At 63.1% G+C, this 23929-nt stretch carries 15 protein-coding genes and 3 pseudogenes; 9 read left to right on the forward strand and 9 right to left on the reverse strand.

Annotation, left to right across the window (positions count from 1 at the left end; translation table 11 throughout):
* Window positions 1-73: 73 nt before the first annotated feature.
* Window positions 74-1264: a D-alanyl-D-alanine endopeptidase gene (gene pbpG, locus OKW27_RS21855; RefSeq protein WP_429334825.1), complete on the reverse strand. Its 1191-nt coding sequence runs from the start codon at window positions 1262-1264 to the stop codon at window positions 74-76.
* A 748-nt stretch (window positions 1265-2012) separates the two neighbouring features.
* Here pbpG and OKW27_RS21860 point away from each other — a divergent pair.
* Entirely contained in the window at window positions 2013-2588 is a 576-nt protein-coding gene (locus OKW27_RS21860) for a phasin family protein (RefSeq protein ID WP_013089827.1), read from the forward strand.
* Between the two features lie 318 nt (window positions 2589-2906).
* Here OKW27_RS21860 and lpdA read toward each other — a convergent pair whose 3' ends face one another.
* The 3 genes and pseudogenes from lpdA to aceE form a co-directional block, all read right to left on the reverse strand.
* Window positions 2907-4685, reverse strand: a complete 1779-nt coding sequence (gene lpdA, locus OKW27_RS21865; RefSeq protein ID WP_429334826.1) for a dihydrolipoyl dehydrogenase — start codon at window positions 4683-4685, stop codon at window positions 2907-2909.
* A 131-nt stretch (window positions 4686-4816) separates the two neighbouring features.
* Window positions 4817-6475, reverse strand: a complete 1659-nt coding sequence (gene aceF / locus OKW27_RS21870) for a dihydrolipoyllysine-residue acetyltransferase (protein ID WP_429334827.1) — start codon at window positions 6473-6475, stop codon at window positions 4817-4819.
* Between the two features lie 83 nt (window positions 6476-6558).
* Window positions 6559-9257 (reverse strand): annotated as a pseudogene (gene aceE / locus OKW27_RS21875) (pyruvate dehydrogenase (acetyl-transferring), homodimeric type).
* 275 nt (window positions 9258-9532) lie between these two features.
* Here aceE and fixL point away from each other — a divergent pair.
* The 4 genes from fixL to OKW27_RS21895 all read left to right on the forward strand — a co-directional run bounded on the left by fixL (window position 9533) and on the right by OKW27_RS21895 (window position 16443).
* Window positions 9533-12049, forward strand: coding sequence for an oxygen sensor histidine kinase FixL (fixL, locus tag OKW27_RS21880; protein WP_167368661.1), 2517 nt, complete (start codon window positions 9533-9535; stop codon window positions 12047-12049).
* Window positions 12046-12690, forward strand: a complete 645-nt coding sequence (fixJ, locus tag OKW27_RS21885; RefSeq protein WP_018417512.1) for an oxygen response regulator transcription factor FixJ — start codon at window positions 12046-12048, stop codon at window positions 12688-12690. Before fixL ends, fixJ begins: the two co-directional genes overlap by 4 nt.
* Window positions 12691-13156: 466 nt before the next feature.
* Window positions 13157-14020, forward strand: a complete 864-nt coding sequence (gene folD, locus OKW27_RS21890) for a bifunctional methylenetetrahydrofolate dehydrogenase/methenyltetrahydrofolate cyclohydrolase FolD (RefSeq protein ID WP_090800818.1) — start codon at window positions 13157-13159, stop codon at window positions 14018-14020.
* A 317-nt stretch (window positions 14021-14337) separates the two neighbouring features.
* A complete protein-coding gene (locus OKW27_RS21895; protein ID WP_090800820.1) occupies window positions 14338-16443 on the forward strand; it encodes a M3 family metallopeptidase in 2106 nt (701 codons plus the stop codon).
* 130 nt (window positions 16444-16573) lie between these two features.
* On the opposite strand, the gene OKW27_RS21900 is transcribed toward OKW27_RS21895, so the two are convergent.
* Window positions 16574-17875: an amidohydrolase family protein gene (locus OKW27_RS21900; RefSeq protein WP_429334828.1), complete on the reverse strand. Its 1302-nt coding sequence runs from the start codon at window positions 17873-17875 to the stop codon at window positions 16574-16576.
* Window positions 17876-18038: 163 nt separating this feature from the next.
* On the opposite strand from OKW27_RS21900, the gene OKW27_RS21905 reads away from it, so the two are divergent.
* Window positions 18039-18737, forward strand: coding sequence for an aspartate/glutamate racemase family protein (locus OKW27_RS21905; RefSeq protein WP_184057359.1), 699 nt, complete (start codon window positions 18039-18041; stop codon window positions 18735-18737).
* 152 nt (window positions 18738-18889) lie between these two features.
* Here OKW27_RS21905 and OKW27_RS21910 read toward each other — a convergent pair whose 3' ends face one another.
* Together OKW27_RS21910 and OKW27_RS21915 are read right to left on the reverse strand one after the other, a co-directional pair.
* On the reverse strand, window positions 18890-19180 hold the full coding sequence (locus tag OKW27_RS21910; protein WP_184057361.1) for a contact-dependent growth inhibition system immunity protein: 291 nt from the start codon (window positions 19178-19180) through the stop codon (window positions 18890-18892).
* 7 nt (window positions 19181-19187) lie between these two features.
* On the reverse strand, window positions 19188-20024 hold the full coding sequence (locus OKW27_RS21915; RefSeq protein ID WP_429334829.1) for an RNase A-like domain-containing protein: 837 nt from the start codon (window positions 20022-20024) through the stop codon (window positions 19188-19190).
* A gap of 113 nt (window positions 20025-20137) precedes the next feature.
* On the opposite strand from OKW27_RS21915, the pseudogene OKW27_RS21920 reads away from it, so the two are divergent.
* From OKW27_RS21920 to OKW27_RS21930, 3 genes and pseudogenes are all read left to right on the forward strand, one after another.
* Window positions 20138-20233, forward strand: a pseudogene (locus tag OKW27_RS21920) (aspartate racemase); the annotation flags it as partial.
* An 850-nt stretch (window positions 20234-21083) separates the two neighbouring features.
* Window positions 21084-22163 (forward strand): helix-turn-helix domain-containing protein, encoded by a 1080-nt coding sequence (locus OKW27_RS21925; RefSeq protein ID WP_429334830.1) that lies wholly within the window; start codon window positions 21084-21086, stop codon window positions 22161-22163.
* Between the two features lie 258 nt (window positions 22164-22421).
* Window positions 22422-22907, forward strand: a complete 486-nt coding sequence (locus OKW27_RS21930) for a hypothetical protein (protein WP_429334831.1) — start codon at window positions 22422-22424, stop codon at window positions 22905-22907.
* Window positions 22908-22981: 74 nt separating this feature from the next.
* Here OKW27_RS21930 and OKW27_RS21935 read toward each other — a convergent pair whose 3' ends face one another.
* Complete coding sequence (locus tag OKW27_RS21935) at window positions 22982-23695, reverse strand: immunity 52 family protein (RefSeq protein ID WP_429334832.1); 714 nt, start codon at window positions 23693-23695, stop codon at window positions 22982-22984.
* A pseudogene (locus tag OKW27_RS21940) lies at window positions 23692-23916 on the reverse strand (hypothetical protein); the annotation flags it as partial. The pseudogene OKW27_RS21940 and the gene OKW27_RS21935, both read right to left, overlap by 4 nt.
* Between the last annotated feature and the right edge of the window lie 13 nt (window positions 23917-23929).

Raw genomic sequence — 23929 nt, forward strand, 5'->3', positions numbered from 1 at the left:
ATCCGCGAGGCTTTTTCTTTGCCCGTCAGCTGCAGCCGGACTGACTACCACCGGCTGAGTATGCGTTGCGGCTTCAGGTACCCGGACCGCCGGCATCGGCGCTCGTGATACGCGGCTGGTCGCCGCCGTTGTCGAGCCACGTACGCAGACGCGTCGCGTCCGCGAAACGCGAGTACTTGCCCGACGAATCGAGCAGCACCAGGATCATCGGCCGGCCGTGGATGGTCGCCTGCATCACGAGACACTCGCCCGCTTCGTTGATGAAGCCGGTCTTCTGCAGACCGATGTCCCACGTCGGGTTGCGCACCAGCGCGTTCGTGCTGTTGTACGCGAGCGTGCGCTTGCCGGTGTACACCTCATAGCTGTGATCGGTCGAGAACTTGCGGATCAACGGGTACTGATACGCCGCGTTGACCATCTTCACGAGATCGCGCGCGCTCGACACGTTCATGCTCGTCAGACCGGTCGGGTTCTCGAAGTGCGTGTCGTTCATGCCGAGCTGCCTGGCCTTCGCGTTCATCGCCGCGAGGAACGCCGGACGGCCGCCCGGGTAGTAGCGCGACAGCGCCGCCGCCGCGCGGTTTTCCGACGCCATCAGCGCGATGTGCAGCATGTCCTCGCGCGACAGCACCGAGCCCACCGACAGACGCGAACCGGTGTTCTTCTCGTAGTCGCGGTCTTCGTCGGTGACTTCGATCTGATCGGTCATCGGCTCTTTCGAATCGAGCACCACCATCGCGGTCATCAGCTTGCTGATCGATGCGATCGGTACCACCGCGCGCGAGTTCTTGTCGAACAGCGTCTCGCCGCTGTTCTGGTCGATCACATAGGCGACGCTCGAGCGCAGCATCAGCGCGTCCGGCGTCTCGTGCAGACCAAACGCCTGGCCGACGCTCGGCTGGCGCGGCTCGTACGCGACGCGTCGCATCACCGAACGGTGTCGGCCGTTCGCCGTGAACGTGACGCGCTTGCGTTTGACGCCGGCGTGCGGGGCATCTTCATCCGCCGCAGCGGCTTTGACGGCCTCACCCTTGCCGGCTTTCGCCGCATGGCTCGGCACCTTTCCGGTGGCGGCCGCCTGCGCAGGCTTCCTGGCAGTTTTAGCGTGTTTGGAAGTGTTTGCGGATGCAGCAGACGTAGCTGCAAAAGTGCTGACAGGCGTAGCGAACGCCGCTGCGACGGCCAGCGAGACGGCCACCGATAGAGCGGTGCTGCGCGCCGCGCCGTGGAGCACTTTTAGCGACGAAAACATGTCGGTTTTCATGGGTGTTCGATAGGGAGCGGCGAGAGGTTTCCGCAAGTGTAGTAAAGCAACGAAAAATTAGCAATTTGAAGCACTTATACGCGCTCCTTAAACCGGCTTGTCAGCTCCGATCGCGAAAACACGAATAAGTGCCGCGCCTCGATCGAAAAAAAACGATCGTCGCGCCAGCAAGCCTCGCCATCGCCGCCCGGCCCAATCGAGCAGATCATTGCAGGATAACGGCAATTTTGAGACAACCTTGATTCGGGGAAATACTGTCAGAGCACAGGCGGAAACTACTGCGCCGCGCCATGAAGGCGTTGCGAGCGTGCGACGGACTTTTTTAAGTGTCCGACGAAAGTCGCTAACGCGCGTTCGACTGCCATCGTTCTTTAACGTTCCTTGTCATCTTATGGTTTACATCGAATTGATGATGATCGGTTTTTCAGGGGCGAATTGCTGCCACACGAAAAAATAATCTCCCGACGGCCTGCTAAACGGTTGGTTTATGTCGCACCAGCACGGTGCAACGAGCAATCGTTCCGCGTCATGTTAATGACATGCCTACTGTATAACCTATTGTTTTGTCGCCATTTTCTTGACATTGTGCGATGCACAAAAAGCGCTTGACATTCCTTGTGGGCATCCTAAAATGGGAACCATTGCTGCGATGCACAAAACATCGCGGTCCGGGGAGACGATGAATCTGCGTCTCGCCACCCACCCAATGCGGTCCGCACAGACCGGCCGCAATCCAGGAGCGTAAACCATGACTCTGCTGACCCCTGAGCAATTCGCCGCAGCCCAGAAAGCCAACTTCGAAACCCTGTTCGGCCTGACGACCAAAGCATTTGAAGGTGTCGAAAAGCTGGTCGAGCTGAATCTGCAAGTTGTGAAGTCGACGCTCGCCGAAAGCCAGGAAAATGCCCAACGCGCGCTGTCCGTGAAGGATGCGCAGGAACTGCTGGCACTGCAAGCAAGCCTCGCCCAGCCGGTAGCTGAAAAGGCGCTGTCGTATGGCCGCCATGTGTACGAAATCGTTTCGGCAACGCAGGGTGAATTCACCCGCGTCGCGGAAGCGCAATTCGAAGAGCAAAACCGCAAGGTTCAGGCGCTCGTCGAAAACGTCGCCAAGAACGCGCCGGCCGGTTCGGAAACCGCTGTCGCCGTGATGAAGTCGGCTATCACCGCCGCCAACACCACGTACGAAACGGTCCACAAGGCAACCCGCCAGGCTGTCGAAATCGCCGAAAGCAACTTCAACGCAGCTGCAACGGCCGCTTCGAAGGCAGCTTCGCAAGCCGCTGCGCAAGCATCGCGCGCCGCCGCCAAGAAGGCCGTCTAAGCTTCACGCGTCAACACGCCAGGCTTTATGCCTCGCGTCGTCTTTCACGCCGGCCCAGCCTATGCGCTGCGCCGGCGTTATCGCAAGCAACAGCGTCGTGCCGTTGCCGCTTATACGGTTTGATGAGCCGAACGCTCCGATACGTTGCAATGGCGTATCGTTTGCCCGGCCGCCAAGCCGGGATTTTTTTGCCCGCCACTGGCCGCCACGAAAACAGAAACGGCGCGCTCCACCATGGAGCGCGCCGTTTTTCTTTGCCGTACGGCTCGACCGGCTTTGCCGCGCCCGCATGTCGTCACGCAGGCGCGGCCCACCGCGTTACTTCTTCTTGACGGGCGGCAGATCGGTACAGACGCCTTCATACAACTCGGCCGCCATGCCGATCGATTCGCCGAGCGTCGGATGCGGATGGATCGTCTTGCCGATATCCGTTGCGTCCGCGCCCATCTCGATCGCGAGACAGACTTCGCTGATCAGGTCGCCCGCATTCAGACCGACGATACCGCCGCCGATCACGCGATGCGTTTGCTCATCGAACAGCAGCTTCGTGAAGCCCTCGTCGCGACCGTTGGCGATCGCGCGACCCGATGCGGCCCACGGAAACACCGCCTTGCCGAACTTGACGCCTTCGGCTTTCAGCTGGTCTTCCGTCTTGCCGGCCCATGCCACTTCCGGATCGGTGTAGGCCACCGACGGAATCTGCAGCGCGTCGAAGTACGCCTTCTCGCCATGCGCGGCTTCCGCCGCCACGTGGCCTTCGTGCACGGCCTTGTGCGCAAGCATCGGCTGACCGACGATGTCGCCGATCGCGAAGATGTGCGGCACATTCGTGCGCTGTTGCCTGTCGACCTCGATGAAGCCGCGATCCGTCGCCGCGACGCCGGCCTTTTCCGCGCCGATCCGCTTGCCGTTCGGCGAGCGGCCGACGGCCACCAGCACGAGGTCGTAGCGTTGCGGCTCGGCCGGCGCCTGCTCGCCCTCGAACGACACGTAGATGCCGTCGTCCTTCGCTTCGGCGGCGATGGTCTTGGTCTTCAGCATCACGTTCGCGAAACGCTTGCTGTTGTACTTCTCCCAGACCTTGACCAGATCGCGGTCCGCGCCGGCCATCAGGACGTCGAGCATTTCGACCACGTCGATGTTCGCGCCGAGCGTCGAGTACACGGTTGCCATTTCGAGACCAATGATGCCGCCGCCGATCACGAGCATGCGCTGCGGAATCTGGCGCAGTTCGAGCGCGCCGGTCGAATCGACGACCCGCGGATCTTCCGGAATGAACGGCAGCTTCACCGCTTCCGAGCCCGCTGCGATGATCGCCTGGTTGAACCTGACGACCTTCTTGCCGCCCTCGGTCTGCACTTCCATGTGGTTCGGATCGACGAACGCACCCGTACCGACCACCACTTCGACCTTGCGCGCCTTCGCCATGCCGGCGAGACCGCCTGTCAGCTTCTTGACCACGCCGCACTTGAAATCGCGCAGCTTGTCGAGATCGATCTGCGGCTTGCCGAACGTGATGCCGTGCGCGGCAAGATCAGCCGCTTCGTCGATGACGAGCGCGGTGTGCAGCAGCGCCTTCGACGGGATGCAGCCGACGTTCAGACACACGCCGCCGAGCGTCGGATAACGCTCGACCAGCACGGTCTTCATGCCGAGGTCGGCGGAGCGGAACGCGGCCGAATAACCGCCGGGGCCCGAACCGAGCACGAGCATGTCGCACTCGATGTCGGCGCTGCCCGAATAGCTGCCGGCTTGCGCAGCCGCTGCGGCGGCCTTCGGCGCCGCAGCGGCAGGCGCCGGCGCGGGAGCCGCCTTCTCGGGCGCTTTCGGCTGCGCAGCGGCCGCAGCCGCGCCGCCCGCCGTTGCCTCGACGAGCGCGATGACCGTGCCCTGCGAGACCTTGTCGCCCGGCTTGATACGCACTTCCTTGACGGTGCCGGCGGTATCGCTCGGCACTTCCATCGACGCCTTGTCGGATTCGAGCGTCAGCAGCGACTGCTCTTTTTCGATGGTGTCGCCCGGCTTGATGTTGACTTCGATGACGTCGACGTCCTTGAAGTCACCGATGTCCGGCACTTTTACTTCGACGAGACTCATGGTGTCCCCTTCTCTTATTGATCGATGATGAGCGGCGCCTTCGACGCGCACAGCGCACGCGAACGCGCGGACGGCGCGACGCGGATCGGTCGAAACCATCCGCGCCCGCGCCGGCGGACCTCACCAGACGGTCAAAGAATCACACGCCGGAAATCGGCAAGAATCGAACCGAGGTATGCGTTGAAGCGCGCGGCTTCCGCTCCGTCGATCACGCGATGGTCGTACGACAGCGACAGCGGCATGGTCAGGCGCGGCTCGAACTGCTTGCCGTCCCACACCGGCTTCATCGCGCTGCGCGACAGGCCGAGAATCGCGACTTCAGGCGCATTGATGATCGGCGTGAAGTGCGTGCCGCCGATACCGCCCAGCGACGAGATCGAGAAGCAGCCGCCCTGCATCTGGTCCGGCTTCAGCTTGCCCTCGCGCGCGGCCTTCGACAGGTCGGCCATTTCCTTCGCGATGTCGACGAGGCCCTTCTTGTCCGCGTCGCGAATCACCGGCACCATGAGGCCGTTCGGCGTGTCAGCGGCAAAACCGATGTGGTAGTACTGCTTGAACACCAGGTTGTCGCCGTCGAGGCTCGCGTTGAAGGTCGGGAATTTCTTCAGGGCCGCCACGCAGGCCTTGATCACGAACGCGAGCATCGTGAACTTGACGCCCGCCTTCTCGTGTTCCTTGTTCAGCTTGACGCGCAGCGCTTCGAGCTCGGTGATGTCCGCTTCGTCGTTGTTCGTGACGTGCGGAATCATGACCCAGTTGCGATGCAGGTTCGCGCCCGAGATCTTCTTGATACGCGACAACGGCTTCGGATCGATCGGACCGAACTTCGTGAAGTCGACCTTCGGCCACGGCAGCAGATTCAGCTCGCCACCGCCGGCGGCCGGCGCGGCCGCACCAGCCGGCGCCGCGCGCTGGCCCGTCATCACGCCCTTCACGAACGCGGTCACGTCGGCCTGCGTAATGCGGCCCTTCGGACCGGTGCCCTTCACCTGGCCGACGTCCACCCCGAGTTCGCGCGCGAACTTGCGCACCGACGGCGACGCATGGCTCGGATGACGCGAGCCGCCTTCTCCAGCCGGGATCAGCGGCGCCTGCGCGAGCGCGGACGGCGCGGCCGGTGCCGGGGTCGGCGTGGCCGGCGCGTCGAACGGCTTTTCAGTCGGCGCCTTCGCGGCCGGTGCCGGCGCGGGTGCCGGGGCAGCGCCGCCTTCCGCTTCGATCACGACGATGACCGAGCCTTCCGACACGGTATCGCCAACCTTGACCTTCACTTCCTTGACGACGCCGGCGGCCGAGCTGGGCACATCCATCGTCGCCTTGTCGGATTCGAGCGTGACGAGCGACTGTTCCTTCTCGACACGATCGCCGACCTTCACCGCGATCTCGATCACGGGAACGTCTTTGTAGTCGCCGATATCCGGCACCTTGATTTCCTGCACGCCACCGCCTGCCGCCGCGGGTGCGGGCGCCGCAGCGGGAGCTGCCGCCGGCGCAGGAGCAGGAGCCGGTGCGGCAGCCGGCGCGGGCGCCGCGGCAGCGGCAGCGGCGTTGGCGCCTTCCAGCACGATGATCAGCGTGCCTTCGGACACCGCATCGCCGACCTTGACCTTCACTTCCTTGACGACGCCGTCGGCCGAGCTCGGCACGTCCATCGTCGCCTTGTCGGATTCCAGCGTAACGAGCGATTGCTCTTTTTCGACGGTGTCACCCGCCTTCACCAGCACCTCGATCACAGGGACGTCCTTGTAATCGCCGATGTCCGGCACCTTGACTTCGATCGCTTGACTCATTGTTAGTGTCTCCTGGGCCGCGCACGCCGCCGGCCCCTCGCGATGAGGAGCAAGCGCGTGCATCGTGGCACACGGGTGATGCCTTAGACGGTCATCGGGTTGGGTTTGGCGGGATCAAGGTTGTACTTCTTGAGCGCCTCGGCGACCACCTTGCGTTCGATCGTGCCTTCGTCCGCCAGCGCGTTCAGCGCGGCGACCGTGACCCAGTAGCGATCGACTTCGAAGAAGTGACGCAGCTTCTCGCGCGTGTCCGAACGGCCGTAGCCGTCAGTGCCCAGCACGACGAACTTCTGCGGCACGAACGCGCGGATCTGCTCGCTCAGCGCGCGCACGTAGTCGGTCGATGCGATGACCGGACCCGGCGCATCCTTCAACAGCTTCTCGACGTGCGACAGCTTCTTCTCTTCGGTCGGGTGCAACAGGTTCCAGCGCTGCACTTCGTGACCTTCGCGCGCGAGCTCGGTGAAGCTCGGCACGCTCCACAGGTCGGCGTTGACGCCCCAGTCGTTTTTCAGCAGGTCGGCCGCGGCGATCACTTCGTTGAAGATCGTGCCCGCGCCCATCAGTTGCACGTGCGGCGCCTTTTTATCGGCTGCGGTCTTGCTGAACGAGTACATGCCCTTGATGATGTCGGCCGCCACGGTCTCGCCCTGCGGGATCGCCGGGTGCTCGTAGTTCTCGTTCATCACGGTGACGTAGTAGTAGACGTCTTCCTGGTCGGCGACCATGCGGCGCAGACCGTCCTGCACGATGACCGCGAGTTCGTAGCCGAACGTCGGGTCGTAGCTGATGCAGTTCGGCACCGAAGCCGCCCACATCAGCGAGTGGCCGTCTTCGTGTTGCAGGCCTTCGCCGTTCAGCGTCGTGCGGCCCGCCGTGCCGCCCAGCAGGAAGCCGCGCGAGCGCATGTCGCCAGCGGCCCATGCGAGGTCGCCGATGCGCTGGAAACCGAACATCGAGTAGAAGATGTAGAACGGGATCATGATCTCGCCGTGCGTCGAGTACGACGTCGCGGCCGCGATCCAGTCGGCCATGCCGCCGGCTTCGTTGATGCCCTCCTGCAGGATCTGACCGGTCTCCGACTCGCGGTAGAACATCAGCTGGTCGGAATCTTCCGGCACGTACTTCTGGCCGTCCTGATTCCAGATACCGATCTGACGGAACAGACCTTCCATGCCGAACGTACGCGATTCATCCGGCACGATCGGCACGACGCGCTTGCCGAGCGTCTTGTCCTTCAGCAGGATGTTCAGGATCCGCACGAACGCCATCGTCGTGGAGATCTCGCGGCCTTCGCCCGTGCCCTTCAACAGCGGCTCGAATGCCGACAGTTCCGGCACCGGCAGCGACTCGGCCTTCTGACGACGCGCCGGCAGATAGCCGCCCAGGTCCATGCGCTTCTGGCGCATGTACTCGAGTTCCTTCGAGCCTTCCTCGAACGTCAGGTACGGCACGTCGACGATCTGCTCGTCCGTGATCGGCAGACGGAACTGGTCGCGGAACTTCTTCAGCTGCTCCACCTGCATCTTCTTCTGCTGGTGGGTGATGTTCATCGCCTGGCCGGCTTCGCCCATGCCGTAGCCCTTGATCGTCTTCGCGAGGATGACGGTCGGCTGGCCCTTCGAATTCGTCGCTTCCGTGAACGCCGCGTAGATCTTGTGCGGATCATGGCCGCCGCGGTTCAGATTCCAGATGTCGTCGTCGGACCAGTCGGCGACCAGCGCCTTCAGCTCCGGCGTGTTGAAGAAGTGTTCGCGCACGAACGCGCCCGACTCCGACTTGTACGTCTGGTACTCGCCGTCGACGACTTCCATCATGCGGCGCATCAGCGCGCCCGACTTGTCGCGCGCGAACAGCGCATCCCAGCGGCTGCCCCAGATGACCTTGATGACGTTCCAGCCGGCGCCGCGGAATTCGCTTTCGAGTTCCTGGATGATCTTGCCGTTGCCACGCACCGGACCGTCGAGACGCTGCAGGTTGCAGTTGATCACGAACACGAGGTTGTCCAGACGCTCGCGGCCGGCCATGCCGATCGCGCCGAGCGATTCCGGCTCGTCCGTTTCGCCGTCGCCGAGGAAGGCCCAGACCTTGCGGCCGTCGGTCTTCGCGATGCCGCGCGCCTGCAGGTACTTCATGAAGCGCGCCTGGTAGATCGCCATGATCGGGCCCAGGCCCATCGACACGGTCGGGAATTGCCAGAAGTCCGGCATCAGCCAAGGATGCGGATACGACGAGATGCCCTCGCCGCCGACTTCCTGGCGGAAGTTGTCGAGCTGCTTGTCGGTCAGGCGACCGAGCAGGAACGCGCGCGAGTAGACACCCGGCGACGAGTGGCCCTGCACGAACACGAGGTCACCGCCGTGCTCGGCCGACGGTGCGTGCCAGAAGTGGTTATAGCCCACGTCGTACAGCGTGGCGGCCGATGCGAACGACGCGATGTGGCCGCCGACGTTGGTTTCCTTGCCGGCGCGCAGCACCATCGCCATCGCGTTCCAGCGGGGGTGTACGAGCGGATACGGTGTTCGATGTCCTGGTCGCCGGGGTTCTTGGCCTGGCGCGCGACCGGAATCGTGTTGATGTAAGGGGTGTTAGCGGAGAACGGCAGATGTTCGCCGTGCACGCGTGCGAATTCGATCTGTTTTTCGATCAGGTAGTGGGCACGGTCAGGGCCTACTGCAGAAATCACGCCATCCAGCGCTTCCAGCCATTCGCCGGTTTCCTGGGGATCGTCGTCTTTATCGGCGGCGACATATTTCATGACTTCGTCGGGTACAGCGGACATGCTCGTCTCCTGGGTATGGGGAACGCACTTTGAACAGACGACGCGGACGCAGGAATGGCCGCGGCAGCTCCGGCCGATTGTAATAAGGGTCCCGACGTCAGCGCAACCAAATTTTCAAATTACGAGATCAATTCTCATAATGCGGAAAATTGCTGCGACGCAACCTAGTTTGACTGCCGATCGACTGATCCGCCGGCTAGTTTGCGCCGATTAACTGCACTTTCCGTGCTTTTTTGCGCCATTTGTCGGGGACGTGCTGAGCTACAATGCCACGCATGTTGACCGAACGGCTCTTCTCTCGCTCGGCGCGCACCGCGGGTTCGCCGGCGGATTCGTCGCCGTCCTCGCGCTGGCACCACGGACCCTGGTGGTCCAATTCCTATTTGCTGACGCCGCTCCTGTCGATCCTGGTGTTCCTGGTCGTCATGAGCCTGATTCTGTGGAGCCTGAACCGGCGCGAGCAGCAACAGCAGGAAGACACGCTGTACCGCAACGTCGCGTGGGCGCAGCAGCAGATCCGCCTGTCGATGACGGGCGCGCAAGAGCAGATCCAGGCACTCGCGCGCGACCTCGCCGCCGGCCATGCCGACGAGCATTCGTTCCAGGTGAGCACCACGGACATCATGCAGGGGCATCCTGAGATCCTCTACATGAACTGGTACACGGGCCAGCAGCAGCCGCGCTGGCCCAACGCCGCGCCGCCGGTGCTCGGCCAGCGGCTCGCGCGTCCGAACGACGCGCAGATGGACGAAGCTGTCAAGGCCGGCTTCGCCGAGGCGCGCAACACGCGCCGCCAGGTGTACTCACCGCTCATCTACGACGACCTCGGCAACGGCTTCATCACGCTGCAAACGCCGATCTTCCGCGACCGCGATTTCCTCGGCACCATCGCCGCGGTGTTCTCGGTGGAAGGCATTCTGAAGCGCGACATCCCGCCCGAGCTGTCGGCCAAATACAAGATCTCGATCATCGACGCGAACAACCGCGAGTTGACCACCACGTCGACCCGCCCGCGCCTGCCGCGCGACATGTTCTACGACCTGCCGCTCGACCCGCCGGGCCAGGGCATCTCGGTGCGCGTGTACGCGTTCCCGCAGATCACCAACTTCACGAACAACACGCTGGTGTGGCTGGTGGCCGGCCTCTCCTGCTTCGTACTGTGGAGCCTGTGGAGTCTGTGGAAGCACACGCGCCAGCGCTTCGAGGCGCAGCAGGCGCTCTACGCGGAAGCGTTTTTCCGCCGCGCGATGGAAAACTCCGTGCTGATCGGCATGCGCGTGCTCGACATGCACGGCCGCATCACGCACGTGAACCCGGCGTTCTGCCGCATGACCGGCTGGGACGAAAGCGACCTCGTCGGCAAGAGCGCGCCGTTCGCCTACTGGCCGCGCGACGCGTACCCCGAGATGCAGCGTCAGCTCGACATGACGCTGCGCGGCAAGGCGCCCTCGTCCGGCTTCGAGCTGCGCGTGCGGCGCAAGGACAGCTCGACGTTCCACGCGCGGCTCTACGTGTCGCCGCTGATCGACAGCTCGGGCCGCCAGACCGGCTGGATGTCGTCGATGACCGACATCACCGAGCCGAAGCGCGCGCGCGAAGAGCTCGCCGCCGCCCACGAACGCTTCACGACCGTGCTCGAAAGCCTCGACGCGGCAGTGTCCGTGCTCGCCGCCGACGAAGCCGAGCTGCTGTTCGCGAACCGCTATTACCGGCATCTGTTCGGCATCCGCCCGGACGGCCACCTCGAACTCGCGGGCGGCGGCTTCGACGCCTCGCAGGCGTCGTCCGATTCGATCGACATGGTCGACACCTTCGTCGGCCTGCCCGCCGCCGCGCTGACCGAAAGCACCGCCGACGCGCAGGAAATCTACATCCCCGGCATCCAGAAGTGGTTCGAGGTGCGACGCCAATACATCCAGTGGGTCGACGGCCATCTCGCGCAGATGCAGATCGCGACCGACATCACGACCCGCAAGCGCGCGCAGGAACTCGCGCGCCAGCAGGACGAGAAGCTGCAGTTCACGAGCCGCCTGATGACGATGGGTGAAATGGCCTCGTCGCTCGCGCACGAACTGAACCAGCCGCTCGCCGCCATCAATAACTATTGCTCCGGAACCGTCGCACTGGTTAAATCCGGTCGAACGACGCCCGACAATCTGCTGCCGGTGCTCGAAAAGACCGCGCAGCAGGCGGTGCGTGCCGGCATGATCATCAAGCGTATCCGCGAGTTCGTGAAGCGCAGCGAGCCGAAGCGGCAGGCCACGCGGGTCGCGGATATCGTCGCGGACGCGGTGGGTCTCGCCGAAATCGAGGCAAGGAAGCGGCGCATTCGCATCGTTACCGATCTGCGCTCGCGGCTGCCGGTGATCTACGTCGATCCGGTGCTGATCGAGCAGGTGCTCGTGAACCTGCTGAAGAACGGCGTCGAAGCGATGGCCGAAGCGCGCCCGAACGCGGTCGACCCAGTCATCCGCGTAGTCGTGCGACTGGAGAGCGGCTTCGTCTGCATCAGCGTCGTCGACCAGGGGCCCGGCGTCGACGAAGCGACCGCCGAGCGTCTGTTCGAACCGTTTTACAGCACCAAGTCCGATGGCATGGGCATGGGGCTGAACATTTGCCGTTCGATTATCGAATCGCACCGCGGCCGTCTGTGGGTGGTCAACAACGTCGAATCCGACGGCCACATCACGGGCGCCACGTTCCATTGCAGTCTGCCCATTGGGGAGCCTGACGGCCCGAGCAACGGCGGGTCCGAGGCGCCGATACCACAAACCGTTACGGGAGAGCTATGAACAGCCCAGTCACCACACAGGAAACCGTCTTTGTCGTCGACGACGACGAGGCCGTGCGAGATTCGCTGCGCTGGCTGCTGGAGGCGAACGGCTACCGCGTTCAGTGCTTCTCGAGCGCCGAGCAGTTCATCGACGCATGGCAGCCGCATCAGCATCCGGGCCAGATCGCGTGTCTGATCCTCGACGTGCGGATGTCCGGCATGAGCGGGCTCGAGTTGCAGGAACGCCTGATCGCCGACAACGCGTCGCTGCCGATCATCTTCGTGACGGGCCACGGCGACGTGCCGATGGCGGTGTCGACGATGAAAAAAGGCGCGATGGACTTCATCGAAAAGCCGTTCGACGAAGCCGAACTGCGCAAGCTCGTCGAGCGCATGCTCAACAAGGCACGCAGCGAAAGCACCAGCGTCCAGCAGCAGCGCGCCGCGGCCGAGCGCCTCGGCAAGTTGACCGCGCGCGAGCATCAGGTGCTCGAGCGGATCATCGCGGGCCGCCTGAACAAGCAGATCGCCGACGACCTCGGCATCAGCATCAAGACGGTCGAAGCGCATCGCGCGAACATCATGGAAAAGCTGAACGTCAACACGGTCGCCGATCTGCTGCGACTCGCGCTGTCGAACAAGCCGCAAACGGCGCAGTAACAGAGGCACGGGCGGCCTTTCGTTCGGAGGGGCCGTTGGTACGTGGCCGCCATCCGTGGCGGTTGCGTCGCCGGTTCGCGACTGCCTGACCGACGCCGAGTCCGGCGTGCGGGTGGCGCGCGAGCGGCCTGCCCCGCCGCTCGCAGTGCGCTTCCTGGCCGCCACAGGACCGCCGCCACAGGGCCGCCGCCTCACATCCCGGACGCTCCCACGCGCGCCGCGCGCCCCGAATCCACTGCGAAAGCGCGCCCCCGCGCCGGTATAATGTCGGACTTCGCAGCGGCGCCTTGCCCGAACCGGCAGCGCGCCTGTCGCAGGGCGACGGGGCTCCGTGGCTCCGTGGCTCCGTCAGCCAGCCGAAGCACGCCGTCGCGCGCCCCTCCGCGCGAGCGCTTCGCCCCGCCTGCCAAACCGTCTGTCCCGACCTGATTCCCGATCCCAATCTCGACCCAACGTTCGACCGACCATGACTGCCAAACTGATCGACGGCCTCGCCCTCTCCAAGACCCTGCGCGCCGACGTCGCGGCGCGCGCCGCCGCCCTGACCGCCCGCGGCCATCAGCCGGGCCTCGCCGTGATTCTGGTCGGCGACAATCCGGCCAGCGAAGTGTATGTGCGCAACAAGGTGAAGGCCTGCCACGACAACGGCCTCGGCTCGTCGTTCGACCGCTATCCGGCCGATCTGCCCGAAGCCGACCTGCTCGCGCGCATCGACGAGCTGAATCGCGATCCGGCCATCCACGGCATTCTCGTGCAGCTGCCGCTGCCGAAGCACATCGATAGCCACAAGGTGATCGAGGCGATCGCGCCCGAGAAGGACGTCGACGGTTTCCACGTCGCCAATGCGGGCGCGCTGATGACGGGTCAGCCGCTGTTCCGTCCGTGCACGCCGTACGGCGTGATGAAGATGTTCGCGGCCTACGGCATCGATCTGAAGGGCGCGAACGCGGTCGTGATCGGCCGCTCGAACATCGTCGGCAAGCCGATGGCGCTGCTGCTGCTCGAAGCGGGCGCGACCGTCACGATCTGCCACAGCAAGACGCGCGATCTGGCCGCGCACACGCGCAACGCCGACGTCGTGGTCGCCGCGACCGGTCTGCGCAACATCCTGACCGCGGACATGGTGAAGCCGGGCGCGACCGTGATCGACGTCGGCATGAATCGCGACGACGCCGGCAAGCTGTGCGGCGACGTCGACTTCGCGGGTGTCAAGGAAGTGGCCGGCCATATCACGCCGGTGCCGGGCGGCGTCGGCCCGATGACGATCACGATGCTGCTCGTCAACACGATCGAAGCGGCCGAGCGCGAGGCGGACGCGGCCAAGGCGTAACCGCCGGGCGGTGGGCGCGAGGCGGAGTGAGGCGACTCATCCGTCTCGTCCACCGGATCATCACCCGCCCTTCTCTCTCGCAGAACCACCGCCTCCTTACCGCGTCGCCGGATCCCGCGGCCCGCGGCCTGCCCCAACGCGCGCCCAACGCACCGCAACATCTGTTAATTTGTCAGCCGATGGATTGGAATCGGCGCCCCCGCCCCAATAATGTCCGTAGCCGGTGCCGCCATGCGCCGGGCGTCGAGCGACCCAGCACGAGACGGCACGCGCAAGCGCCGCACCGCCCCCTTCACCCGCGTCAGACAGGAAGCCTTATGTCCACTACCGCCACGCATCAAGACAACCCGCTCCTCGATTTTTCCGATCTGCCGCGCTTTGGCTCCATCCGACCCGAACACGTGACGCCCGCCCTCGACGTGCTGCTCGCCGACGCGGCGGCCGCCGTCGAGCGTGCCGCGTTGCCGGCCACGCCCGCGTCGTGGGCCGACGTCGTCGAACCGGTCGAGCGCGCCACCGAGCCGCTGTCGCGCGCGTGGAGCGTAATCGGTCATCTCAATGCCGTCGCCGATACGCCCGAGCTACGCGCCGTGTACGGCGAAAACCTGCCGCGCGTGACCGAGTTCTGGTCGAGCGTCGGCCAGAATCTCGCGCTCTACGAGAAGTACAAGGCACTGAACGCCAGCGACGAATTCGCATCGCTGAACGGCGAACGCAAGAAGATCCTCAGCAACGCGCTGCGTGATTTCCGTCTGTCGGGCGCCGAGTTGCCGGAAGACCAGAAGCCGCGTTTCGCCGAATTGCAGGAGCGCCAGGCGGCGCTGTCGAAGGCGTTTTCGGATCACGTGCTCGATGCGACCAACGCGTATGCGTACATCGTCGATGCGGGCAACGAAACGCAACTGGCGGGACTGCCCGAAGACGTGATCGAAGCCGCGAAGGAAGCCGCCGAGCGAGACGGCAAGACTGGCTACAAGTTCACGCTGCACTTCCCGTCTTATTTCCCGGTCATGCAGTACTCGGAAAACCGTTCGATGCGCGAAGCGATGTATCGCGCATACGTGACGCGCGCGTCCGAGCTTGGCGCGCAATACGGCAACGGCAAGACCGAGTGGGACAACACCCAGGTGCTCGCCGACGAACTGAAGCTGCGCGCCGAAGAAGCGCAGATGCTCGGCTACGGCAACTTCGCCGAAGTGTCGCTCGCGCCGAAGATGGCCGAATCGCCGGCGCAGGTAATGGCCTTCCTCGAAGACCTCGCGACGCGCGCGCGTCCGCATGCCGAGCAGGACTGGAAAGAGCTGCGCGAATTTGCCGCGAGCGAACTCGGCATGACCGATCTGCAGCCGTGGGACATGACGTTCGCCGCCGAGCGCCTGCGCCAGAAGCGCTATTCGTTCTCGGAAAACGAAGTGAAGCAGTACTTCCCGGAAGACGCGGTGTTCAAGGGCCTGTTCAAGGTCACCGAGACGCTGTTCGGCGTGCGCATCCGCCGCGACGAAGCGGCCGTCTGGCATCCGGACGTGCGCTTCTTCCGCGTCGAGAATCAGGACGGCGGCCTCGTCGCGCAGTTCTATCTCGACCTGTATGCACGCGAAGGCAAGCGCGGCGGCGCCTGGATGGACGACGCACGCGGCCGTCACAAGCTCGCGCATGGCGCGGTGCAAACGCCGGTCGCGTATCTGACCTGTAATTTCTCGGCGCCGGTCGGCGGCAAGCCCGCCTGCTTCACGCACGACGAAGTGATCACGCTGTTCCATGAGTTCGGCCATGGCTTGCATCACATGCTCACGCGCGTCGATGAGCTCGGCGTGTCGGGCATCAACGGCGTCGAATGGGATGCGGTCGAGCTGCCTTCGCAGTTCATGGAGAACTTCTGCTGGGAGTGGGACGTGCTGTCCGACATGACCTCGCACGTCGATACCGCGAAGCCGCTGCCGCGCGAGCTGTTCGACAAGATGCTCGCCGCGAAGAACTTCCAGAGCGGCCTCGGCACGCTGCGGCAGATCGTGTTCTCGATGTTCGACATGCAACTGCATACCGGCTTCGACGCGAACGGCGCGAAGAGCGCCAACGAACTCGCGCGCGAAATCAACGAACGCTTCCACGTCGTGCCGCAAGCGCCGTTCTCGCGTTGGCCGAATACGTTCAGCCATATTTTCGCGGGTGGTTACGCGGCCGGCTACTACAGCTACAAGTGGGCCGAAGTGCTGTCGGCCGACGCGTACGCGGCGTTCGAGGAAGCCGCGCAAGCCGCGGGCAGCGTGCTCGATCAGTCGACCGGCATGCGTTATCGTCGCGAGATTCTCGAAGTGGGCGGCAGCCGTCCGGCGATGGAATCGTTCAAGGCGTTCCGTGGCCGCGAGCCGAATATCGATGCGCTGCTGCGGCATAACGGCATGGCGCCGGGTGCCGCGCACTGAGCGATTGAAACGTCGCGATGATCGTTCGTTCGGCCTGGATGCGATGGCGCTGAATGAACGATGCCGATAGAAAAACCGGCGGTCTGCTCGCGCAGGCCGCCGGTTTGTCATTGATGCGCGAGATACGTCGCTACGCGCGATGCAGCTTGAAATCGACCTGCTCAGGCCGCCCTTCGAGCGATAACGACACGCTCGCGGCCGGCGCGCGGCCGACCACCCTGCCCCGGCTAACCACCACGAGCCGCGCGGCGCGCAGACGGATCGCCTCGAGCTCGTCGCGCGCATCGAGCACGACGAGATTGGCCGCGCATCCGGGCGCGATGCCATAGTCTTCCAGACCGAGAATGCGCGCCGCGTTCACGGTCACCGCGTCGAAACAGGCGTGCATGCCGTCGACGCTGGTCATCTGTGCAACATGCAGGCCCATCTGCGCGACTTCGAGCATGTCGGCCGAACCGAGGCTGTACCATGGGTCCATCACGCAGTCGTGGCCGAACGCGACCGTGATGCCCGCGGCCAGCATCTCCGGCACCCGCGTCATGCCGCGCCGTTTCGGGTACGTGTCGCTGCGGCCTTGCAGCGTGATGTTGATCAGCGGATTCGCGATCGCCGCGACGCCCGACTCGCGAATCAACGGCAACAGCTTGCTCACGTAGTAGTTGTCCATCGAATGCATCGACGTCAGGTGCGAGCCGGCGACACGTCCGTGCAGGCCGAGCCGGTGCGTTTCGGCCGCGAGCGTTTCGATGTGGCGCGATAGCGGATCGTCCGATTCGTCGCAATGCATATCGACGCGCAGGCCCTTTTCGGCCGCGTACTCGCACAGCATGCGCACCGACTGCGCGCCGTCGGCCATCGTCCGCTCGAAATGCGGAATGCCGCCGACCACGTCGACGCCCATGTCGATCGCGCGCTTCAGATTGTCGAACGCGCCGGCGCTGCGCAGCAGACCGTCTTGCGGGAAGGCAACCAATTGCAGATCGAGATACGGCGCGACGCGGCGCTTCACTTCGAGCAATGCCTCGACCGCGAGCAGACGCGGATCGCACACGTCGACGTGGCTGCGGATCGCGAGCAGGCCGCGCGCGACCGCCCAATCGCAATACTGCATCGCGCGTTCGATCAACGCTTGCTGCGTGAGCTCGGGCTTCAGCTCGCCCCATAGCGCGATGCCTTCGAGCAGCGTGCCCGACGCGTTCACGCGCGGCAAACCGTACGACAGCGTCGCGTCCATATGGAAATGCGGGTCGACGAACGGCGGCGTGACGAGCGAACCGGCCGCGTCGATTTCGTCGCGCGCGCTCGCGGCCAGGTTCGGCTCGACGGCGACGATACGGCCCGCGTCGATGCCGATGTCGACTGGGGACTGGTGATGCGGGGACAGCTGGGCGGCACTGCGCGGCAGCGTCGCGTGGCGGATGATCAGATCCATGTTCGCTCCGGTTGATCGCGTTCGGACTCGCTACGATTCTATCGGCGCCAGAAAAATGCGGGCACCGATGCGTACCGGCGCGCAGGCCGAGATCCGTACCGGCTGCGCGCGATGCGAGGCGCCTATACTCGCCGTTTCGGCCATGCATTGACGGAGCGTACAGATGAAAACGATCGGCGTGATCGGCGGAATGAGCTGGGAGTCGTCCACCGAGTATTACCGGCTGCTGAACCGCCACGCGAAGGCGCGGCTCGGCGGCCATCACAACGCGCGCAGTCTGCTGCTGACCGTCGATTTCGCGTCGATCGAGGCAAACCAGCGCGCCGGCGACTGGCACGCGCTCGGCGAACAGATGGCCGACGCCGCGCGCCAGCTCGAACGCGGCGGCGCCGATCTCGTGATTCTTGCGACGAACACGATGCATCGCGTGTGCGAATCGATCGAGCAGGCGATCACGGTACCGTTCCTGCACATCGCCGATCCGACCGGCGCGGCGCTGCGCGCGGCGGGCGTCGAGCGGGTGGGCCTGCTCGGCACGCGCTACACGATGGAGCAGACGTTCTATATGGGCCGGCTGCGCGAGCGCTATGGACTCGACACGCTCGTGCCTGATGAGGACGAACGCGCGGACGTGCACCGCATCATTTACGACGAGCTATGCCACGGTAACGTGGCCGACGCGTCGCGCAAGGTTTATCAACGCGTGATCGAGCATCTGGCCGCGCGTGGCGCGCAGGCGGTGATACTCGGCTGCACCGAGATCACGCTGCTGATCAAGCCGGAAGATTCGGTGCTGCCGGTGTTCGATACCACTGCGTTGCATGCGCAGGCGGCGGTGGAGTGGGCGATCGGGGCGGAGTGAAAATGGGCGCGGGGCTCTGGTTTTGCGCCGGAAGGAAAACAGATTCGCCTCCCTTTGGCGGTGAGAGAAGGCGCGAGTCGAAAGCGATAGATCGACGTCCCGTGCATAGACGTCGGACCGCACGGAACTGTGCGCAACTGGCTACAAGCCGATTATTCGCTCAGAACTCGCTGGATCTCGTCGAGAAAAGAGGCGGTTGTGTAGCCCCAGCCTTCGGGACGAAACCCCCTCCTGAACACCTGTTTGAAAGTGGCGTCCAGGTCACTCGGATGTTCGCTCCTGAACGAGTCAATTTCGCGAATCAAATTTTCATAATCGTAAGGGCTGTCTTTCCTGTAACACGCGACAATTTCTTGCACGTTCTCCCCGAACAGGTCGAAGTCCTGGCCGAAATACACATTAAAAATATGCTCCATTGCTGGATAGCGCTCGGAGTAACTCATTGATTTCTCATTCAAGGTAGGCGGTAAGGACGTAATATGGCATGCCGTTATAGGTTTCGTATTTCAGGACGACGAACACCTGGTTCATGCGCGTGAGTGTGCCTGTTTCCCGCGTCACTCCATATCCAATGTCGCCTGAGACGACTTTGGTTACCATGATCGTCGCGCTTCGAGTCGAAGACTGCGCCCCCGTCCTGATTCTTGCAGCATTGGCATCCACTGCTTCAGAAATGGCACGTTCGGCCTGCTCGAGATTTGTAAATGACGACACGATGTCTCGCCCGGACTCGCGTTTCAGCCGCTCCCTGAGCCATGCTTCGTCCTTGCCAACGTGCTTCTGGAGCGTGTGCCCTCCGAGCCCTGGATTGAGCGCTTTCGCCTCGTGCATTTGCAGATGGATCCGGCCCGTCCTAACGCTGGCCGCGCGTGCAGCCTTGATCGAGCCAGCAAAGCCGAACGGCACGGCCATATCGATAGACAGGCCGATCTGGTCTGCCATGTCAGGGCTGACCCGCATCGCCTCTGCCAGCTTCGCCGTGCCCTGCTGAGTCAAGGTGGCGGTATCGCGCCCTGTCCAGACCTGACGCAGGCCCGCCTCGGCCGTGTCCGAACCATGCGCCCCGAACACTACACACCCGGCCTTGCTTGCCATCGTCGGTTCGGGCAACACGCACAGCGCTGCCGCTCCAGCCATTTCAAGCACCCCGCCGACAACCTGCAAACCGCCCCACAGACGGTTGGAAAGCATTTCGGTGGGGTTAATCGAGTGGCGAGCCAGCACGGCCGACAGCTGCGGGGCGCTCAGCACCACGCGCACGCTGTCTGAATCCTGTTCATATGACATCTGAAACCTGCTCCTGGTCGTTGGGACGACCAAGCTAACCGTTGGTTTAGACATCGGATATGGGCGATGGATGATTCTTGCGTCACACCGGTCAACGAAGATTCGGATACTGACTCGCGCTCGGCGAACGGATGGCCAACGCCGCGCGCCAACTCGAACGCAGCGGCGCCGATCTCATGATCCTCGCGACGAACACGAGCCGGAAGATTCAGTGCTGCCCGGCTTCGATACCGCCGCGTTGCATGACGAGGCGGCGGTGCAGTGGGCGATTGGAGGAGAGAGACGATGGGATCGAGGCCTCGATCCCGCGCGAATCGTGTTGCATCTATTCACGCGCGCAGCATACGCAGCGAGCGCCACAAGCAAAACGTAGCGCCGAAAGTCAAAAAGCCCGCATGGCTTGCGCGATGCGGGCTTTCAACAATGCTTTGGTTGCGGGGGCAGGATTTGGCACCACGAGACAGATTGTATGGCTCCATAGCGTGCCGCAGCGGGGTCGCCCCCGTGCCCGCATCACGCCCGTAACCTGAACGGACGACCTCGCAGGCACTTCCGTTATGCTTTATGAATAACCAGGCGCACGCCCCAACAGCGTGCGCTTTTTTTGTGCCCGCGGAAGCAATCGGTTTCGGTCTGACGATAGAAAAACGCACTTGTCCACAGGCGTCCACCGGCATTTATAAATATGTTGCTGTACATCCAACACTCGAACGGTGGAGACATGTCATGCAAGAGGAGACTGACCCGACATCCGTTCCTCCGACGACCGGCGCGCGGCGCGGTTCCAAACCGGCTGTCATTGACACGGATTCGCGTCGCGTTTTCACGATTGACGAGTTTTGCGGCGCCTATCACCTGAGCCGGTCGTTCTATTACCGGCTACGACACACAGGACGGGGACCGCGCGAGGTTCACCTCGGTCGCAAGGTGGTCATTACCGTCGATGACGCGCGCGCATGGGAAGACCGGATGCACGCGCTTACGCGTAAGGCCGAGCCGAATGGGTAACGCGCGCGGCCCGGATGACCGCGCTATTTTTCCGGGGGGGGGGGGTTACAAATGAATTACGGGTTTGATCTGTCTTCCTGCCAGTTCATAACCGATCACGAAGGGAAACGACTGCGGGTTGAAATGCCGATATGGTTGTTTGACCAGTTTGTGGAACTCAGGAACGCCGCGCTACGCGCACAGGCGACAGCTTTGGAAGAAAAAACACCACGCGGCGCGTACCGCAGTTCGCTCGCGGGGCTGACAGGCGTCCCCGATGTTGCAGTCTCGGTCGATGCGCCGTTCCGGCCCACGCTCCCCGAACCGCGGACAAAACGTGAACGCGCCGAACGGCTGTTTCTGACGCCGGAAGAACGGCTGATGCAGGAGGCAACGCGAGCTGTCGAGTTCCCCCCGGTGTCGGAAACGTCATCAGGCGCTCCTGCGGTGTCCTGCCAGGAAGAACCGGCCTCCCCGACGCCCCGCCACCCCGCGAAGCAGCAGGTATTCTTTCCGCGTGTATTTGTCGAGCCGATTCCCGATGAGGTTGCGCGACTGATCGAGCAAGGCAACTATAACTTGCGGGCGTGGAGACTCTATCGGGACCTTACGCCCGTTGAGGCAGCTGAACTCGCGGGCCTCTCCCGCGGCACGGTTCTCTGGCACGAACGCGGCTATAACGTGCCCAGCGTCGAGACACTGAAGCGCTTCGCGGACGTGTACGACTGCACGACCGGGCAGTTGACCCCGCAACCTGAGTCCTGCACCAAACCCTACCAGTCCGTACCTGCCCCAAAAGGCCATGTGGCCCAATTTGCACCCGACGACACTGAGTATCCCGACGCCGTGATGGCGCACCTGATCGATGGCAGATCCCCGATTACCGCCTGGCGAATGTACCGGCGCATGACGATCGACCAGTGCGCCAAAGCCTTCGGCTGTACATCCAAGACCTTCAAGGGTATGGAAACGTTACCCGTGCTGCGCGACCGGACCCGGAAGAGACTGGCGCTTGTCCTTTCCTGCAACCCTGTGCAGTTGCTGCGCCCCCGAGGTCTTGAAATCGAAAACACATCGCGGCCCGGCGCTTCTGCGGATCGAACAGAACACCGTGCGGCTCGTAACGATAACGCGCATCGCGCGCACCTGTAACGCCGGAGAAAAATCGATGGAAAAGCGAGATTCAGTTGCAAGCACAAGCATAAGACCGCTTCGTTCCTGCACATACCGGTGCAGAACGGAAGTGAGAGATGTGCTGACCGGTGCGCAGCGCCCGCGCACGTCCGCAGCCACCCTGGATGGATAGCATCGCGTTGTAAAGCGTCGCGGTCCCATCCTCGGACCGCGACGTGTGTGGTAATGCCCGCACCTTTGTGTGCGGGTTTTTTTTTGCCTTTTGGAGGTAGGGAAATGAGGCTTGGTGCAAATGTCTCCCATGTGCGTGAATACCTCGGATGGACGCGAACCGAGTTCACGTATCGTTTCGCGCCCGCCACGTTCGACCATAACAACAGGAAGCGCTGCTACGACAATCTTCGCTCGCTCGAAGTGCGAAAGCAGCATTCGTCAGAATTGCTGGCGTGGATGGAACCTGTGCTGAGAATCAGCGCCGCTGTGTTGCAGACCGACGACCTGACCCAACTCACGCATGATGCGATGTCATCGTTGCGTGCCCGGTATGTCGGCCCGCCGATGGATGCGCTTACGGCGGTGGTGAACCGGTGCTGTGATGGCGTCAAGCCGACGCCTGATGAATACCGGGCTGCTATGGAACAGGCAGATAAAGTCGGTAAGCGCGAAGCGGTGTTGCAACTGCTGGAGAAGATCGCAGCAGAACGGCGCAAGTGGCATCGTGGTGGATCGGCCCTGAGGCCCAATCGCTGGAATCAGGCGTAACGGAAAAAGGCCCGCGCAGTAGCGGGCCTTTTCGCAGGAAAAAGCCCCGCCGAAGCGGGGATAGCGAGCCGAACTCAGAGATCAACGAAACGCGGCAACAGGTCCTGATCGCCGAGGCGGATTTCGATATCGTTAGCCGCCTTGACGTGCTCCCGGTTGTTCACATCAAAGACTTCATCCGTCACGCTGACGATGATCGTGCCTTGCTGCTTGCCATCGCGCATGACAGGGATAAGGGCACGCGCTTCTGGCACCTGGGCCGACGCGAGAGCGTGCGGCAGATAGAGCATCCAGCCAACGCCAGGGCGGTCGGGAAAAACCTTCTCTGTGGTGGAGTACGCGTAAGGACCGACTTGCACCAGCACGCCGGGCCAGATTCCTAGTGCTCCTTCAACCAGATCGGCGACGCGCTCGTAAGAACGTAAACAATCGAAACCGTCCGCTCTGAAATCAAATTTTGACAACCATGTCAAATCGTAGGTTGCGCCGAAGCCTGCACCGCCTTTTCCCTCCAGCCCGTTCCATACATGAGTACTACTAGAAGATGCTCTCGGCTCGGCGGATGCAGATTCAATAAGCGCATCGGATGGTCCTGCGATGTTGAACGCAGGGAAATCCGGGTCCCCCATAACAAACCATTGATTCAGGTCAAGCCCGGCGCGCTTTAATATTTGTGCAAATCTCCAAACGTCTTCGCCTTGCTGAGAGGGGGGCGGCAAAGCAGACTGCTTAAGGCGAAACGTAAGCCTCAATTCAATGTCGAGAACATCTTCATCTTGACCGTTCATGATTCGGCGCTTTCCTTTATCAACATTTCCTTGTGTTCAGTGGTTATCGGTAGCCCCTTGCTTCCAAACTCTACGGTAGCCCATTGAAAGAAATTTTTCTGCATAAAGTACCACCGCAAACTAGTTGGTGGGTTGGCAATAACGACATTGCTCTGCTCTGTAGCCTGATGCACTATGCTGTCATACGCTGGCTTCGATTTGGCTTCTCCAGTATTTTTAGGCCCTTTCCCATGG

Source organism: Paraburkholderia sp. 35.1 (assembly GCF_050436525.1).
GTDB classification, from domain to species: domain Bacteria; phylum Pseudomonadota; class Gammaproteobacteria; order Burkholderiales; family Burkholderiaceae; genus Paraburkholderia; species Paraburkholderia tuberum.